This window comes from Rhodococcus artemisiae (genome assembly GCF_036327795.1).
Lineage (GTDB): Bacteria > Actinomycetota > Actinomycetes > Mycobacteriales > Mycobacteriaceae > Rhodococcus > Rhodococcus artemisiae.
In genome coordinates this window covers 400180-415892 of the sequence record NZ_JAUTXY010000003.1, presented here as the reverse complement: position 1 = coordinate 415892, position 15713 = coordinate 400180, and the positions used below count along the sequence as shown (strand labels likewise).

Here is a 15713-nt window from a genome sequence, read left to right as displayed (position 1 = left end):
GGTCCGTCAGAGTCGCACCGTGCCACTCCCTACTTCCCGGCCTTCCTCCAGGACGCCGACCTCCATATCCTCCGAGTCGACTGTCACCTCGGCGGTGCACACGATCGGCACGGTCGACCTCGTCCCCGGCGCGAACGGCTCACCATGCGCTGGGCCCTTGATCGTGCAGGTGATCGCCTCCGCCGACGCGAACGACACCTGCGGGCGATAACCGGAGAAGAACGGCCCACTACGTCCACCGACGTTGCTGGGCTTCATCGACAGATCCACGAGAATCTCTTCTCCAGGAGCGAACGTGACCGGTCCCGCGGCGAATTCGTCTTCGGACGCGCACCCGGTCGTGAGAAGCAACGACGCCGTGACAACCACGAGGGGGACGACATACACGCGCATTCGGACCTCCGCATCGACAACGATGCGGAGACCCTAGCCCCGCCGGACATTTCCGACATCTATGGCTTCCACTGACGACATCGACCGGACACGCCGGTGAAAAGTCAGAATCCGAGGCGGCCGAGCTGCTTGGGATCGCGCTGCCAGTCCTTCGCGACCTTCACGTGCAGATCCAGGAAGATCTTCACCCCGAGCAGCTTCTCGATCTGGGTGCGCGCTGCCGTGCCGACCTGACGCAGTCGCGCGCCGCCCTTGCCGATGACGATGCCCTTCTGACTCGGGCGTTCCACGTAGAGCAAAGCATGGACATCGAGCATCTCACCCTGCTTCTCGGTGCGCCCCTCACGCTCACGAATCTCTTCGATCACCACGGCGAGCGAATGTGGAAGCTCGTCGCCGAGACCTTCGAGCGCTGCTTCGCGGATGAGCTCGGCCATGAGCGTTTCCTCGGGCTCGTCGGTGAGTTCGCCGTCGGGGTAGAACGCCGGTCCCGGCTCCATGTGAGAGGCGATCACATCGACGAGGACCTCGACCTGCTCCCCCGATGTCGCCGACACGGGGACCACGTCGGTATCGCTGCCGAGCAGCCGCGAGACCGCGAGCAGCTGCGCCGCGACCTGCTGCTTGCCCACCTTGTCGATCTTCGTCACGATGCCGATCAGCGGGGTTCGCGGCGCCACGGTGCGGACCTGGTCGAGAATCCAGCGGTCGCCCGGGCCGATCTTCTCGTCGGCGGGAAAGCACATGCCGATGGCATCGACCTCGGAGTACGTGTCGCGCACGAGGTCGTTGAGTCTCTGGCCGAGCAGAGTGCGGGGCCGGTGCAATCCGGGAGTGTCCACGAGGATCAGCTGCGTGTGGTCACGGTGAACGATCCCGCGGATGGTGTGGCGGGTGGTCTGCGGACGCGACGACGTGATGGCGATCTTGCTGCCCACCAGCGCATTCGTCAGCGTCGACTTCCCGGTATTGGGCCGCCCTACGAAACAGATGAATCCGGAACGGAAATCGGAGTCGCTCATTGTGCGTTCTGCCATCTGGTGTTCGACGCTGCTACGTCCTCGTTCACGATGCAGAGCACGCGCCGTCCTCCTTTCGAGAGGTGGGTGAGTCTTCGGATTCCGGAACGCGCCGGACGAACACGGTATTCACGCGGACGCGGCCACGGACGTCGGGTCCGCCCTCGCCGCGCAGGACGAGTCCGTGAGTGCGTACCTGTGACCCGGGCAACGGAACGCGACCGAGTTCGTAGCCGAGGAGTCCGCCGACGGTATCGACCTCGTCGTCGTCGATCTCTATGCCGAACAGTTCGCCGAGATCCTCGACCGGCAGTCGCGCGGACACGCGGTAGGTGTCGTCGCCGAGATCGTCGATATCCGGGATCTCGCCTGCGTCGTACTCGTCGGCGATCTCGCCCACGATCTCCTCGATGACATCCTCGATCGTAACCAGGCCTGCGATGCCGCCGTATTCGTCGACGAGCACGGCCATGTGATTGCGGTCGCGCTGCATATCGGAGAGCAGGTCGTCGAGACGCTTCGAATCGGGCACGAATACCGGTGGGCGCATCACGTCGGAGACCGAGACACTGTGCCCGCCGTCGCTCGCGTCGTAGGTCTGCTGCACCAGGTCCTTCAGATAGACGACTCCGCAGATGTCGTCGACGTTCTCGCCGATCACCGGGATGCGGGAGTGTCCGCTGCGCACGGCCAGCGACGTCGCCTGCCCTGCGGTCTTGGTGCTCTCGATCCAGACCATCTCCGGGCGAGGCACCATGATCTCGCGCGCACTGGTGTCGCCGAAGTCGAAGACCGACTGGATCATCCGTCGCTCGTCATCGGCCACGACGCCACGTTCCTGCGCCAGGTCGACGAGTTCGCGCAGTTCGATCTCGTTGGCGAACGGCCCGTTGCGGAACCCTCGCCCAGGGGTGACGGCGTTACCCACGAGAATCAGGACCCTGCTGATCGGTCCCAGGACGACACCCAGCACGCGCAGGGGCACAGCGGCGGTGAGCGCGATCGTGTAGGCGTGCTGACGGCCGAGTGTGCGGGGCCCGACTCCGATCACGACGTAGTCGATCACGACCATCACCGCAGCGCTGATGACGAGAGCCCAGGTGCGGCTCAGATGATCGAGCAGCTCTCCGGCGAGCACGACCGTGGCCGTGAGTTCGCACAGGATACGAAGCAGCACGGCGAGATTGACGTACCGGGGGCGGTCTTCGAGGAGCGCGAGGAGCCTGCGAGCACCTGCACGCCCCTCCTTCGCGAGCTCTTCCACGCGCGCCGCCGAGACCGTGTTCAGCGCCGAATCGATTGCGGCGAAGAGCCCACCGAATATCACGAGTAGGACTGTGAGGACGTACGACAAGATCACGATACTCACGCAGGTCTCACCTCTACGCGTCCTGCACCATCCGTGGCTGCATCATCCGGCGACACGGTCACAGTTCCGGATTGTCGACGAATCCGGCCTTTCCGAGCAGCTGTTGATCGCGCACAGCGAGCCGGGCCTCGCGCTCGGCGAGACGCAACTCTTCGTACCACTCGGCGAGCAACTGGTTCTGCAGGCCGAACATTTCCTTTTCTTCTTCAGGTTCGGCGTGGTCGTAACCGAGCAGGTGCAGCATGCCGTGGACCGTGAGAAGAGCCAGTTCGTGGTCGAGCGAATGGCCTGCCTTCTCTGCCTGATCGGCGGCGAACGGCGGGCACAGAACGATGTCGCCGAGCATCGACGGCCCCGGATCGGGTGCGTCGGGACGACCTCCCGGCTCGAGTTCGTCCATCGGGAACGACATCACGTCGGTCGGGCCGGGCAGATCCATCCAGCGCACGTGCAGGTCGGCCATGGTGTTCGAATCCACGAGCACCATCGACAGCTCCGCAGCGGGATGCACGTCCATCCGGGCGATGACGAAACGGGCGACATCGAGCAACTCTTCCTCGACGACCTCCATCCCGGATTCGTTCGAGATTTCGATGCTCATGACAGTCGTTCCTTCTGCGCTGCTGACGGATTCGGGTCGGGCGGCATGATCACCGGCGCTGCACCCGGTGTTGTGCGGCTCGTCGCTGGGCTCGATTTCCGATGCCCGCATCGCCACTTCGCTCGGCTTCGAAACGCCCATACGCGTCGACGATGTCGGAGACGAGTCGGTGACGGACCACATCACTGCTGTCGAGCCTCGCGAAGTGGATGTCGTCGATGTCGTCGAGGATCTCGGCAACAGCAGCAAGACCGGATCGGGCGCCGCCGGGCAGATCGACCTGGGTGACGTCGCCGGTCACGACGATCTTCGATCCGAATCCCAGACGGGTCAGGAACATTTTCATCTGCTCGGCAGTGGTGTTCTGCGCCTCGTCGAGGATGATGAATGCGTCGTTCAGGGTGTTGTGAGTCAGCAGGAAATCCTCGGTAACATACAGCGAGTCGGCAGCTGCGACCCGGATACAGACAGCCTCTGCGGCGCCCGCAGGTTCGATACTCTCGATGTACCGCCTGGGGGCTTTGGGGATGTTCTCCGAGTACTTCGCAGCTTTTCGTCGAAGCCGGAACGGTGCATATCCCGTGGGTAGACGGATGTCGATAACGTGCGCGTCATATCGGTACTCCACGTCGCGACCTCTGGCGTGTCCGGGCTTTCGCCCCTCGGCTGCGCGGGTTCTGCTGTACGCCACCCCACCCAACGACTGAACGAGGAACAGGACGTCATCCCGCAATTGATCCGAGACCGTCGTGTATTGAACCCGGCACGTCCGCCCTGCCTGGCTCACCGGTCCGCCGTCGGAGTCGAGAAGCCCCTGCAGGAGGGCGAGCCTCACATCGGCCGAATTGTACAAGTACTCTTCAGGTACGAACTTGGTCGGGGACCTTGTGCCCCAGAGACCGAGCACCCGCATTGCGTGGGTGACAGGATTCTCGATGGTGAGGACCTCACCTGGCGACGTGATCCTGTTGAGCACGTAGTCGATATCCGACTTACGATGGGCGACGATCCCGGGAATCGCAGTGACAATTGCCTCTACCAGTTCCGGGTCGGCGGTGGTGAAACTCGGCGTCGTCACACCGGACATACACCCGTCACCGATCATCAGCCCGAGCGCGTACGGGTCCAGCGGCACCGGAGAGGCGTCGAATGCCACCGGCTCCGCGAGTATCGGAAGTTCGTAACGATGATAGTGCGCGGCGCGGAGGTTACCGATCATCTCCTTGGCCGCGAGGACCCGCGGCTCCTTGCCGCGTCGACGGTCGTCGCGCGTGTACACCGACCAAAGATGATCGGTCGAGCAGAGTGTGGTTGCCCCGTCCTGGGTGGTCACTCGCACGATGTCCTTGAATCCCTGTGGGTAGACGCCGAGCACCTCGGTCGGCCTTCCATCCGACCCGATCACCGCGTCGCCGACTTTCACGTCCCCGATCCGACGGAACCCGCCCAGGGTCAGGACCTTGGTGGACAACGGTTGCGCCCGCCCACGCATGTACGCAAGCGGCGCGACCTCGATCACTCCGGCCTGCATCAGCTTCGGGATCGCTTCGGGGTCCATCATGTCGTGCAGCGCGTCGTGCAGGGGTCGCAGATACGGGTCGATCTTCTCGTGGAGGGTTCCGGGCAGGAATCCGAGGCGTTCGCCCGCCTCGACTGCGGGGCGGGTGAGGATGATGCGGGTGACCTGCTTGGTCTGCAGGGCCTGTACCGCCTTCGCCATCGCCAGGTACGTCTTGCCGGTGCCGGCCGGACCGATGCCGAACACGATCGTGTTGGCGTCGATCGCGTCGACGTACCGCTTCTGATTGAGAGTTTTCGGCCGGATCGTCTTCCCGCGTCGCGACAGGATGTCGAGGCTGAGCACCTCCGCCGGCGAATCGGACAGCCCGTTCGTGAGCATCCCCACGGTACGGCGCACGGCGTCAGGGCCCAGTTGCTGCCCTCTGCGCACCAGCGTGACCAGTTCACCGATCACGCGCTCGGCGAGGGCGACGTCTGCGGGAGTACCGCTGAGGGTGACGGTGTTGCCGCGCACATGGATGTCGGCGGCAAGGGCGGCTTCGAGTGCGATGAGGTTCTCGTCGGCTGCGCCCACCAGGGGTGCTGCAGCCTCGGGCGGGAGATCCAGGCTCGATCGGACCGGGATCCGGTCTGCGTCGTCGGGGTCGCGGGTGCGGTCTGGTTCACTCACGTGGACGGAACGGCCTGCTTTCGGTTCAGATACGGACACGACGGGCGTCGTGTCCGAAACCCAGTCTAGCGCCGTACGGTGCGCGCATTCACAGCATTGTGCTGCGGACCGCGTCCGGCCCCGTGCCGTGACCCGGATTCACGCCGTGATCTGCAGCCACCGCCGCGCCGACCCGACGACCTCCGAGGCCCGATCGGGGGCGACACCGGCGAGGACCAGCACTCCGAGTGCCATGGCACCACTCGCATCGTCCACGACACCGCGGTTGGCCTGTTCGAGCGTGGCGATGGTCAGGCCCTCCATCATCCCGACGAGCACGACGGTCGGCAGGTATGCGGAGAACACTCCTGCTGCGCGACCCCGTTCGACGACACCGTAGGTGTGCGTGCGCACCGGCGCGATCAGCTCACTGATGCGTTCCTCACCGACTTCTTTCCGCGCGAACGACAGCAGTACCCGGTATCGATCACTGACCGGGCCGAGGCGCAGGACACCGGCTGCGAGTGCCACGGCAGCGTCCTCCGGCTCGGGGAATTCGACGGACGCAGCGAGCGCCGCGCCTGCCTCGTCTGCGAGCCCCTCGACGAGCGCGTCCCGGTTGGGAAAGTGGGCATATACGGTACGTCGCACCACGCCCGCGGCTTTCGCAACGTCGCCCATGCTCGCGTCGGGGTCTCCCGCGAAGCAGCGCATCGCCGCGTCGAGAATCCGTGAGCGGTTCGCGTTCGCACGCTTCCGCGGGCTGGGGACCGGTTCCTCCACGCTGCTCATCCTCTTTCGCCGCACATGTGATTCACCTTCCAGTCTAGTTGCACACATATGTGCAACTAACTAGATTGCACACGACTGTGTAATCGAGCCGGTTACAGCCTGCAGCAAGGAGGTCCACATGACCGACACCACTCCGGATACTCGGGGATCAGTAGAGGCCGATCACCTCTATCCGCGCCGATGGGCCGGTCTGGCAATCCTGTGCCTGAGCCTGCTCATCGTGGTGATGGCGAACACCGCGCTGATCGTCGCCGCGCCCAGCATGCTGCGCGACCTGCAGCTCACGAGTTCCGACCTGCAGTGGATCATCGACGGCTACACCGTTCCGTACGCGGCACTCATGCTCCTGTGCGGAGTCCTCGGAGATCGGTTCGGCCGACGACGCGCTCTCCTCACCGGTCTCGCAGTGTTCGCCGCAGGCGCCGTGTACGGAAGCCTCGCCGACAGCGTCACCGAGGTGATCGCCGCTCGCATCGTGATGGGCGTCGGCGCTGCCGTGATCATGCCTGCCACCCTCTCCCTCCTGGTTGCGATGTTCCCGGCACACGAACGCGCTCGTGCGATCGCGGCGTGGGCCGCGACGTCCGGACTCGCGATTGCACTGGGCCCCCTGCTGGCGGGGTGGCTGCTCGAATCTCACGCCTGGGGCTCGACATTCCTGATCAACGTGCCTATCGCTGCAGCGGCGGCACTTGCCTCCCTTGCTCTCGTCCCGGCGTCCCGCGCTGCCGATGTCGACCGCACCGATTGGATCGGCGGACTGCTGTCGATCGTCACCGTCGGCGGTCTCGTCTACGCGATCATCGACGGATTCCACTTCGGCTGGAGCGCAGGAACTCTGGCGGTCCTGGTGGCGTCCGTGGCGGCAGCGGCGGCATTCGTCGCATGGGAATTGCGGCATCCTCGACCACTGCTCGACCTCAGGCGACTCACCGACCGGGCAGTCGGGGCCGCGTGCATCTCGGTGCTGCTCTTGTTCTTCGCAACCTTCGGGGTCATCTACTTCGTCGCACAGCAGTTCCAGTTCGTGCTCGACTACGGGCCGCTCGAAACGGGTCTACGCCTGCTTCCGCTCGCCGGGGCGGTCTCCGCCGGCGCAGCCGTGAGTGCTCGTCTCACGCCCCTGATCGGAGCCCGCGCGACGGTGACCGCCGGGATGGCCGCGGCCACGGCCGGGACGCTCGTGCTCACGCAATGCCACTCCGATTCCGGATACGGGATCTACCTCGCCTGCCTGCTGCTCCTCGGCAGCGGCATCGGCATCTCGACCCCGCCCGCGACCGACCTGATCATGGCGGGCTTTCCCGAGAATGAGCTCGGCGCAGCAGGCGGACTCAACGACACGGCCGTCGAATTCGGCGGTTCGCTCGGAATCGCCTTGCTCGGCTCAGTTCTCGCAACCACCTACCACCGGGAGATCTCGGACTTCCTGGCAGAACTGCCGCTCGGGAATCTGACAGGATCGATGGCCGAACAAGCAGAACTGGCCATGACCGCGGCCGGTGACTCCGTGGGTGGCGCGTCGATCGTCGCGGACGAGCTCGCCGCGAATCCCCTCGCCTCGTCCCACGCGGAACCATTGCGGGAGGCCGCGGGCACAGCGTTCGCCGACGCCATCGGTCAGGCCGGCCTGGTCGGAGGTATAGCTCTGGCAGCCGGGTCACTGCTGGTCGCGGCAATCCTTCCCTCCCGCTCCACGTCGCCCTCGATTCCCCGACCGGTACCGCGATCACCGGAACGACTCACGAATGCGCCCACGGATCCTCATCGAGCACCGCCTGCAACGTGAGGTCCCAGCTGCGGGTACTCCGGTCGAGGAAAGCGTTGTGTCCCTCCCCCGGTACCTCCCACAACGCCACGCGATCACCTGCGGCACCTGCGGCGTCCGCGTAGAGACGGCTTGCCATCACCGGCACCTGCTCGTCGTCGCACCCGTGGATGCACACCGTGGGAACACCGGTCGGTACGCGGTCCAACGGCGACGCGCTGCGGTACACCTGAGGATCGTCGGAATAGGACACGCCGAACAGCACCTCGAGCACGCTGCCGCTGCGGGTAGCAGCGCGGGACGCCAGGTCGAGCGCTCCGGCCTGCGATATCACCCGACTCGGTCCGACCGGGTTACGCCGTTGCCCGGCAACCCACAGCGCGAGCTGCGCTCCCGCGGAATGGCCGATGATCCGGACGTCGCCGGTATCCAACGGAACCGGCGACGCTTCGGGCAGCAACGCCTCGGTCGCAGCCAGCGCAGCCTCGATGTCGGCGCTCGTCTCCGGCCAGCGACCACCCGCCCCGACCCTGCGGTACTCGACGTTCCAGGCGGCGACCCCGCGCCGAGCGAGCTCGGACGCGAGCGGCGTCGCCAGGTTCAGGTGGTAGTCGGCGCTCCAGTACCCACCGTGGATCAGCATCACCACGGGCACCGGACCGTCGACCCCACCCGGCGTGTACAGATGCCCGAACTGGGCGGGCTCGGGACCGTAGTCGATGCGGATACGTGGCATGCGGATCATTGTCCCGCTCTCGGCCGGGAGGCACGGCGCCGGCTATTTCCTGCGGGTCCGCACGAGCAGGCCCGCGACGTGAGCGGACGCGGCCGACCGCGCGCCTTCGGCATCCCCGGATCGGATCGCTGCCAGAATCCGTTCGTGTTCGTCGACCGCGATTCGCCGGTTCTCCTCGATGGTCCACATGTCCGATCGGTACAGGTGCGCCTGCCCGTCGAGCCGGGTCGATGCCTCGCGCAGCGGCTTGTTGCCCGCGATGTCTCGTATCGCGGTGTGGAACTCGAGATCCATCCGGGCGTCGCGCCGGTGATCAGGTGGGGTGTCCAGAAGCGCCCGCTGGTCGACGACCAGCACCGACAGGTCCTCGATGTTCTTGTATGTGGCCCGCAGGGTGGCCTGGTGCGCGGCCAGACCGTCGAGCACTTCTCGCACCTCGAACACAGCCCGGATGGTCTCGTCGTCGACGACGTCGACCTTCGCGCCGGCGTTGCGGGTGTACACCGCGATTCCCTCGCTGATGAGCTGCTGCACTGCTTCCCGAACCGGGGTCCGGCTCACATTCAGCTTCGCGGCCAGCGCGGGCACGCTCAACGCCGCACCCGGGGGCAATTCGCCCGCGAAGATCTGCTCCCGCAGGGTGGCGTGGACCGATTCCGTCAGCAAGGCCCGTTCGGTCGTGGTCATCTCGTCTCCGCTGTTTCGGGCCACACGCCAGGGTATCGCGGCGGTCGGCCGGCGATGGACATTGGACGCTCAGCGTGTACTTCGCACGGTCAGTGGGTGTCGGCAGCCAGGACACGCTCGGCCTCGCGCAGGCCTACCGGCGCAACGCCGGACTTCATGCCGGCAAGCTTGGAGGCGATGTTCTCCGCGATCGTGATCGGCGGATAACCGCTCTCCCCGTCGGCGAGGCATCCGGACAGTGTCTCGATCACGGCGTCGTGATTGCCGTCGAAGAAGAACGCTGCCGAGCGGCGGCGCTGGATCCGGCCACCGACGATCGGAGGGTCGACCCGATGGATCGTGGAACGCCACCGGCCGTTCGTCCACCTGGCCATCGCGTCGCCGAGGTTTATCAGCAGTGCACCGTCGCAGGGTTGCACATCGTGCCACCGACTGTCGGCTCCGAGCACTTGGAGTCCGGGAACCTGATCCGCCCAGAGGACGGTCACGATGCCGAAGTCCGTGTGCGCACCCATTCCGGTCAGCTCGTCGACCACTCGAATCTCGGATTCCGGCAGCGCGTAGTTGTTCATCTTCAGTACCTCGATCGAGTGGTCGACAAGGCCGTCGAAGTAACCGGGCGGGAGCCCGAGCGCATCCGCGAATGCACGCACGAGCACCCGCGAGAGCCCCTGCGCCCGAAGGAAGTACTCTTCGACCGCAGGGCGGAAGGATGGCACCGCCTCCGGCCAGGTGTTGCGTGCGTAACTCGTTTCGGGCAGGTCGAGGCCGGGGAAGGCCGATGCTTCGGTGCCCACGGTGATCGCCTCGTAGAAGTCGTTCATCGTCGAGGCCGAGGGGACTCCGAGGCTCATGCTGAGGGATTCGGACTTCGGTGGTGCATAGCCGCGGTTCTCCGCAGGCCCGCGGCGGTACCCCTTCTTTGTCTCCAACGGCAGCGCGAAGAACGCGTCGAGTGCTGCGGCGAGATCGTCGATCGTCCGTTCCGGGATGCCGTGTCCGACGATCTGCACGAACCCGACCTCCTGACACGCCCGGTCCAGTTGGGCAGCGACCCCTGCGCACGCCGCCGCATCGGGTACATCGGCGACATACGGGCCGATGTCGACGGTGGGAACACGGAAGTCATTCCAGATCACCCGACCACACATGGACGGCCTGTGGCCGGGCGAGGAGGAGCTTGCCGGGTTCCGCGACACCGCACTCGCGTTCGAGCATCGCTGCTGGGAGCTGGCGATGCGCCTGTTGTCCTGCTTCGCCGAGCGTCTCGGCTTCGTCCCCGACTTCTTCACCCGCGCACACGATCCCGCCGCCGACAGCTACCAGAGCACCCTGCGAATGCTGCACTACTTCGCACTCCCCGAGCACTTCGAGTCCGCGCCGGACACCTGGCGGGCCGGCGCACACACCGACTTCGACTGCCTGACCCTGCTGTTCCAACGAGACGGACAGGGCGGGCTTCAGGTGTGCCCGGGCCGGGAGATGGACGGTGAGGCCTGGACCCCGATCGAACCGTCCGACGATGCGATCACCTGCAATATCGGCGACATGCTCATGCGATGGAGCGACGACCTGCTTCCGTCGAATTTCCACCGCGTACGGCCTCCGGGCGGCGACGAGCACCGCGGCGCACGGTACAGCCTGGCGTTCTTCGCCCAGGCCAACCGGGACGTGCTGATCGAGAGCCCGCAGGGCAAGTATCCCCCGATCACCGCTGAGGACTACCTGCGACAACGGGTCGAGGCCAACTACCAGGCACGCACACGATGATCTTGCCGAACGACGCGACCACCACGGCGATCACCGATGTGACGGTCTACACCGACGGGCAATGGCTTTCGGGCTGTGACGTTCTCGTCGACAACGGCCACATCGGTGCGATCGGCACCGGGGACGTGCCGTGGCCCGCCGCACGCCGAATCGACGGGTCCGGCGGACACCTGATTCCGGGATTCGTCAACACCCACACCCACCTGCAGCAATCCCTGATGCGCGGCATCGCCGAGGGAGTGTCGTTGCTCGACTGGCTGTTGCAGGTCGGTGAGGAGTCGGTGGATATCACCCCCGAACGTGCCTACATCGCGACCGTCGCCGCGTCCCTCGAGGCGCTGCGCAGTGGCACGACCACCCTGGTCGAGCACATGTGGCCACATCCGTCGTCCGAGGTTCACGACGCGGTGCTGCGTGGACTGCGCGACGCCGGAATCCGCGCGGTGCTCGGCCGCGGAGTCGCAGACCGCGGTGACGCCACCCGCAAGTGGGGATTCGAACCACGCCTGATGCAATCGCTCGACGACGTGCTCGCCCACACCGACCACCTGGCAGCAGCAGCCGACGGCTCCCGGATCGCGGTCGGACTCGCAGTGCCGAATCCACGATCGGTGACGCCCGACGGCATGGCAGCAATCCGGGAGTTCGCCCGACAACGCGACATGACCGTCTCGATCCATCTGCTCGAGACCGCCACCGACGAACTGATGTGCCGTCAGCATGCAGGACAAGGTGCGGTGCAATACCTTGCCGCACACGGGTTCCTGTGGGACCGCATGATTGCGGTGCATTGCGTCGAACTCGATGCCACCGGACGCCGCACTCTCGCCGAACACGGTGTTGCCGTCTCGTACAACCCCGTCTCCAACATGCGCCTCGGTAGCGGGGTCGCTGCAGTACCGGATCTGATCGCCGACGGTGTCGCGGTGGGTCTGGGAGTGGACGGGGCGGCCAGTAACGACAGCCAGGACATGCTCGAGTCGTTACGCGCGGGCGCCTACGTTCAACGAGCGGTCCGGCGAAAGGCGGACCTCTTCGGATTCGCGGAGATGATCGACATCGCCACGGGTGGAGCAAACTCCGCGCTCGGGCTTCCGTCCCGCGCAGGCGGTATCCGGGTCGGCGACCCGGCGGATCTGACCCTCGTCCGGTTCGATCGGGACTTCGCGACCCTGCCGGTTCGCGATCCCGGAGCGAGCATCCTCACCACCGGCACGAGTCGCATCGTCGACACCGTCCTCGTCGGCGGTGAGGTGGTGGTCCGGGACGGGCACAGCACCAGGGTCGACGAGACGGATCTCATCCGGCAACTGATGTCATTGTGAACCTCATTGTATTGCGAACCGGTCAGTGCAGAGGCGTCACGGACCACCGGTCGGTGAGCACACCCACCGCGCCGAGCGCGACCGCCGCGGCCGACGAGGTACGCAACACTGTCGGCCCGAGCGACACCGCCGTCGCACCTGCCCCGATGAGCGCTTCGACCTCGCCGTCGTCGAGCCCGCCTTCCGGACCGACGATGAGGACGAGCTCGGGTGCCTGCGCAAGACGCAGGGACGAGAACGGGACGGTGGCCGATTCGTGCAGCACCGCGACGACACCACCGTCTGCGACCGTCGCCCGCACACGCGACACGACATCGGCGGTGCGGTGCAGCGACGCCACCTCGGGAACGTAGGCCCGACGCGACTGCTTCGCCGCGGCCGTCGCCGCCGCCTTCCACTTGGCCAATCCCTTGTCCGCCTTGGAATCCCACCGCGCAACGCAACGCGACGACTGCCACGGCACGAACCCGTCGGCACCCGCTTCCGTGGCGAGTTCGACGGCGAGTTCCGACCGGTCGGATTTCGGAAGGGCCTGCACGACGGTCACCGCCGGACGCGCCGGTTCGATCGTGCCGCGTCTCAGCACGGTGGCCTCGAGCCGGTCCTTGGCCACTGCTGTCACTTCGACGTCGGCGACGCCGCCCCTGCCGTCGGAGAACACGAGTCGTTCTCCGACGGAGATGCGACGCACCGTCGCTGCGTGCCGTCCCTCCTTGCCGTCGAGGACGGCAATCGCCCCGGTCTCGGGCAGCGGGTCGAGATAGAACAGCGTCGCGGCCACCGTTGGTCGCCTAGCGAACGTTGAACGCGTCGCGCAGACGCGAGAACAGGCCCGACGAATGCTGCGACGACTTCGACACGACTTCGACGCGGTCCCGCTCACTCACCGTCCGGTATTCGTCGAGGAGCTTGGTCTGCTTGTGATCGAGCTTGGTCGGTACCACCACTTCGAGGTGGGCGTGCAGGTCGCCGCGCGCACCCGAGCGCAGTTTCGGCATTCCGTGCCCGCGAATCACCGACACCGAGCCGGGTTGGGTTCCCGCATCGACGGTGATGTCGATGGACCCGTCGAGGATCGTCTCGAGGCTCACGGAGGTACCCAGCGCCGCGTCGGCCATGGGCACGCGGATGGTGCAGTGCAGGTCGTCGCCGTCGCGGACGAAGATGTCGTGCTGCTGCTCCTGGACCTCGACGTACAGGTCGCCGGCCGGTCCGCCTCCCGGTCCGACCTCGCCCTGCGCCGCGAGGCGGATGCGCATCCCGTTGCCGACACCGGCGGGAATCTTCACCGTGATCTCGCGGCGCGCTCGCACCCGTCCGTCGCCGCCACACTTGTGGCAGGGGTCGGGGATGGTCTCGCCGACTCCACGACACGTGGGACACGGCCGGGAGGTCATGACCTGCCCGAGGAACGAACGCTGAACCGACTGCACTTCACCGGCGCCGCCACACGTCTCGCATCGGACGGGCTTGGAATTGCCGTGGGTGCCGGAACCCGTGCACGAGTCGCACAGGATCGCGGTGTCGACGGTCACGCTCTTGGTGACGCCGCGAGCGCATTCGTCGAGCGTCAGGCGGGTGCGCAGCAGCGAGTCGGCACCCGGCTGGACACGGCCGCGCGGACCGCGGGTTCCGGCTCCCCCGCCACCACCGAAGAACGCCTCGAACACGTCGCCGAGACCGCCGAAACCCGCGCCGCCGAATCCTCCCGCTCCGGCACCTCCGCCCGCAGCGAGCGGGTCGCCGCCGAGATCGACGATGCGCCGCTTCTCCGGGTCGGAGAGCACTTCGTAGGCGGCAGAGATCTCCTGGAATCGCTTCTGCGCCGACTCGTCCGGGTTGACGTCAGGATGATGCTCACGCGCCAGCTTTCGATACGCCCGCTTGATCTCCTGGTCGGTCGCATCCTTGGACACACCGAGCGTCCCGTAGTAGTCCACGTTTGGTTCTCGTCCTTACTTCATCTACACAGAATTGGACATGCTCAGCGCTCGCCGAGCACCTCACCGATATATCTCGCAACGGTTGCGACCGACGCGATGGTTCCCGGGTAATCCATCCGGGTGGGGCCGAGTACACCGAGCCCACCGAACACTGTGCCTGCCGCACCGTATCCAGTGGACACCACGGAAGTGCTGCGCATCTCGGCGACCTGGGTTTCCTCGCCGATTCGGACGGTGACCCGGCCGGCGTCCTGACTGGCGGCGAGCAGTTTGAGGACCACCACCTGCTCCTCGAGGGCCTCGAGGACGGTGCGCAACGAGCCGGGCATGCCGGGCTGGCCTTCGAAGTCGGCGGCGTTGCGGGTGAGGTTGACGGTGCCGCCGAGCACGAGTCGATCCTCCGGATGCTCGACGAGGGATTCGACCAGAACGGTGGCACAGCGGATCACGGCGTCACGCAGGTCTTCCGGTGCATCTTCAGCGAGTTCGGACACGGCGATCGACGCGGCGGCAAGCCGTTTACCGCTCAGCGCGCTGCCGAGCAGATCGCGCAGCCGCACGAGATCCTCGTCCTCGAGGACGTCGCCGAGTTCGACGATCCGCTGGTCGACGCGTCCGGAGTCGGTGATGAGCACGAGGAGCAGACGTGCCGGGGTCAGGGCGACCACTTCGAGGTGTCGTACGGACGACGACGACAGGGTCGGGTACTGCACCACGGCGACCTGCCGGGTCAGCTGTGCCAGCAGTCGAACCCCTCGCCGCAGCACGTCGTCGAGGTCGACGCCGGACTCGAGGAACTGCAGGATCGCACGACGCTCGGCCGCGGACAGGGGCTTGACCTCGGAGATCCTGTCGACGAACTGCCGGTAGCCCTTGTCGGTGGGTACGCGTCCCGAACTGGTGTGTGTCTGGGTGATGTATCCCTCGGCCTCGAGGACCGCCATGTCGTTGCGGACCGTGGCACTCGATACACCCAGGTTGTGACGATCTACGAGCGTCTTCGATCCGATCGGTTCCTTGGTGGACACGTAGTCCGCCACGATCGCCCGCAGAACCTGGAATCTCCGGTCCTCGGTGCTCGACATCTGCCCACCTCCGTTCCACCCGTGCATGCCCGAACGAGTGCACCTCGCGCGCGAG

Annotated in this window: 14 protein-coding genes and 1 pseudogene; 3 read left to right on the top strand and 12 right to left on the bottom strand. The window is 66.1% G+C overall.

The window, feature by feature from the left end; all coding sequences use genetic code 11:
- Window positions 1–6: 6 nt before the first annotated feature.
- The 6 genes from Q7514_RS09520 to Q7514_RS09495 form a co-directional block, all read right to left on the bottom strand.
- Window positions 7–393, bottom strand: coding sequence for a hypothetical protein (locus Q7514_RS09520; RefSeq protein ID WP_330132988.1), 387 nt, complete (start codon window positions 391–393; stop codon window positions 7–9).
- A 104-nt stretch (window positions 394–497) separates the two neighbouring features.
- Complete coding sequence (gene era, locus Q7514_RS09515; RefSeq protein WP_330133101.1) at window positions 498–1415, bottom strand: GTPase Era; 918 nt, start codon at window positions 1413–1415, stop codon at window positions 498–500.
- A gap of 43 nt (window positions 1416–1458) precedes the next feature.
- Complete coding sequence (locus tag Q7514_RS09510) at window positions 1459–2781, bottom strand: hemolysin family protein (RefSeq protein WP_330132987.1); 1323 nt, start codon at window positions 2779–2781, stop codon at window positions 1459–1461.
- 58 nt (window positions 2782–2839) lie between these two features.
- Window positions 2840–3382 (bottom strand): rRNA maturation RNase YbeY, encoded by a 543-nt coding sequence (ybeY, locus tag Q7514_RS09505; protein ID WP_330132986.1) that lies wholly within the window; start codon window positions 3380–3382, stop codon window positions 2840–2842.
- 49 nt (window positions 3383–3431) lie between these two features.
- Complete coding sequence (locus tag Q7514_RS09500; protein ID WP_408016068.1) at window positions 3432–5510, bottom strand: PhoH family protein; 2079 nt, start codon at window positions 5508–5510, stop codon at window positions 3432–3434.
- Window positions 5511–5711: 201 nt separating this feature from the next.
- Window positions 5712–6344 carry a TetR/AcrR family transcriptional regulator gene (locus Q7514_RS09495; RefSeq protein WP_330132984.1) on the bottom strand — a complete coding sequence of 211 codons (633 nt, stop codon included), beginning with the start codon at window positions 6342–6344 and terminating at the stop codon, window positions 5712–5714.
- 118 nt (window positions 6345–6462) lie between these two features.
- Between Q7514_RS09495 and Q7514_RS09490 the strand changes: the two genes are divergently transcribed.
- A complete protein-coding gene (locus Q7514_RS09490) occupies window positions 6463–8133 on the top strand; it encodes an MFS transporter (RefSeq protein ID WP_330132983.1) in 1671 nt (556 codons plus the stop codon).
- On the opposite strand, the gene Q7514_RS09485 is transcribed toward Q7514_RS09490, so the two are convergent.
- The 3 genes from Q7514_RS09485 to Q7514_RS09475 all read right to left on the bottom strand — a co-directional run bounded on the left by Q7514_RS09485 (window position 8087) and on the right by Q7514_RS09475 (window position 10674).
- Window positions 8087–8848, bottom strand: coding sequence for an alpha/beta hydrolase family protein (locus Q7514_RS09485; RefSeq protein WP_330132982.1), 762 nt, complete (start codon window positions 8846–8848; stop codon window positions 8087–8089). The two genes, Q7514_RS09490 and Q7514_RS09485, sit on opposite strands and share 47 nt — an antisense overlap.
- 42 nt (window positions 8849–8890) lie before the next feature.
- Window positions 8891–9535: a GntR family transcriptional regulator gene (locus Q7514_RS09480; protein WP_330132981.1), complete on the bottom strand. Its 645-nt coding sequence runs from the start codon at window positions 9533–9535 to the stop codon at window positions 8891–8893.
- An 89-nt stretch (window positions 9536–9624) separates the two neighbouring features.
- Window positions 9625–10674 (bottom strand): isopenicillin N synthase family dioxygenase, encoded by a 1050-nt coding sequence (locus Q7514_RS09475; RefSeq protein ID WP_408016062.1) that lies wholly within the window; start codon window positions 10672–10674, stop codon window positions 9625–9627.
- Here Q7514_RS09475 and Q7514_RS09470 point away from each other — a divergent pair.
- Window positions 10655–11305: pseudogene (locus Q7514_RS09470) on the top strand (2OG-Fe(II) oxygenase family protein); the annotation flags it as partial. The gene Q7514_RS09475 and the pseudogene Q7514_RS09470 sit on opposite strands and share 20 nt — an antisense overlap.
- The gene (locus Q7514_RS09465) at window positions 11302–12630 is read left to right on the top strand and encodes an amidohydrolase family protein (protein WP_330132980.1); all 1329 of its coding nucleotides are present in this window, start codon (window positions 11302–11304) and stop codon (window positions 12628–12630) included. The pseudogene Q7514_RS09470 and the gene Q7514_RS09465, both read left to right, overlap by 4 nt.
- Before the next feature lie 22 nt (window positions 12631–12652).
- Here Q7514_RS09465 and Q7514_RS09460 read toward each other — a convergent pair whose 3' ends face one another.
- Genes Q7514_RS09460 through hrcA form a run of 3 tightly spaced genes read right to left on the bottom strand, consistent with a single transcriptional unit; the run spans window position 12653 to window position 15658 of the window.
- Window positions 12653–13411 carry a 16S rRNA (uracil(1498)-N(3))-methyltransferase gene (locus tag Q7514_RS09460; protein WP_330132979.1) on the bottom strand — a complete coding sequence of 253 codons (759 nt, stop codon included), beginning with the start codon at window positions 13409–13411 and terminating at the stop codon, window positions 12653–12655.
- A 10-nt stretch (window positions 13412–13421) separates the two neighbouring features.
- Complete coding sequence (gene dnaJ, locus Q7514_RS09455; RefSeq protein WP_330132978.1) at window positions 13422–14570, bottom strand: molecular chaperone DnaJ; 1149 nt, start codon at window positions 14568–14570, stop codon at window positions 13422–13424.
- A gap of 44 nt (window positions 14571–14614) precedes the next feature.
- Window positions 14615–15658 carry a heat-inducible transcriptional repressor HrcA gene (gene hrcA / locus Q7514_RS09450; protein ID WP_330132977.1) on the bottom strand — a complete coding sequence of 348 codons (1044 nt, stop codon included), beginning with the start codon at window positions 15656–15658 and terminating at the stop codon, window positions 14615–14617.
- Between the last annotated feature and the right edge of the window lie 55 nt (window positions 15659–15713).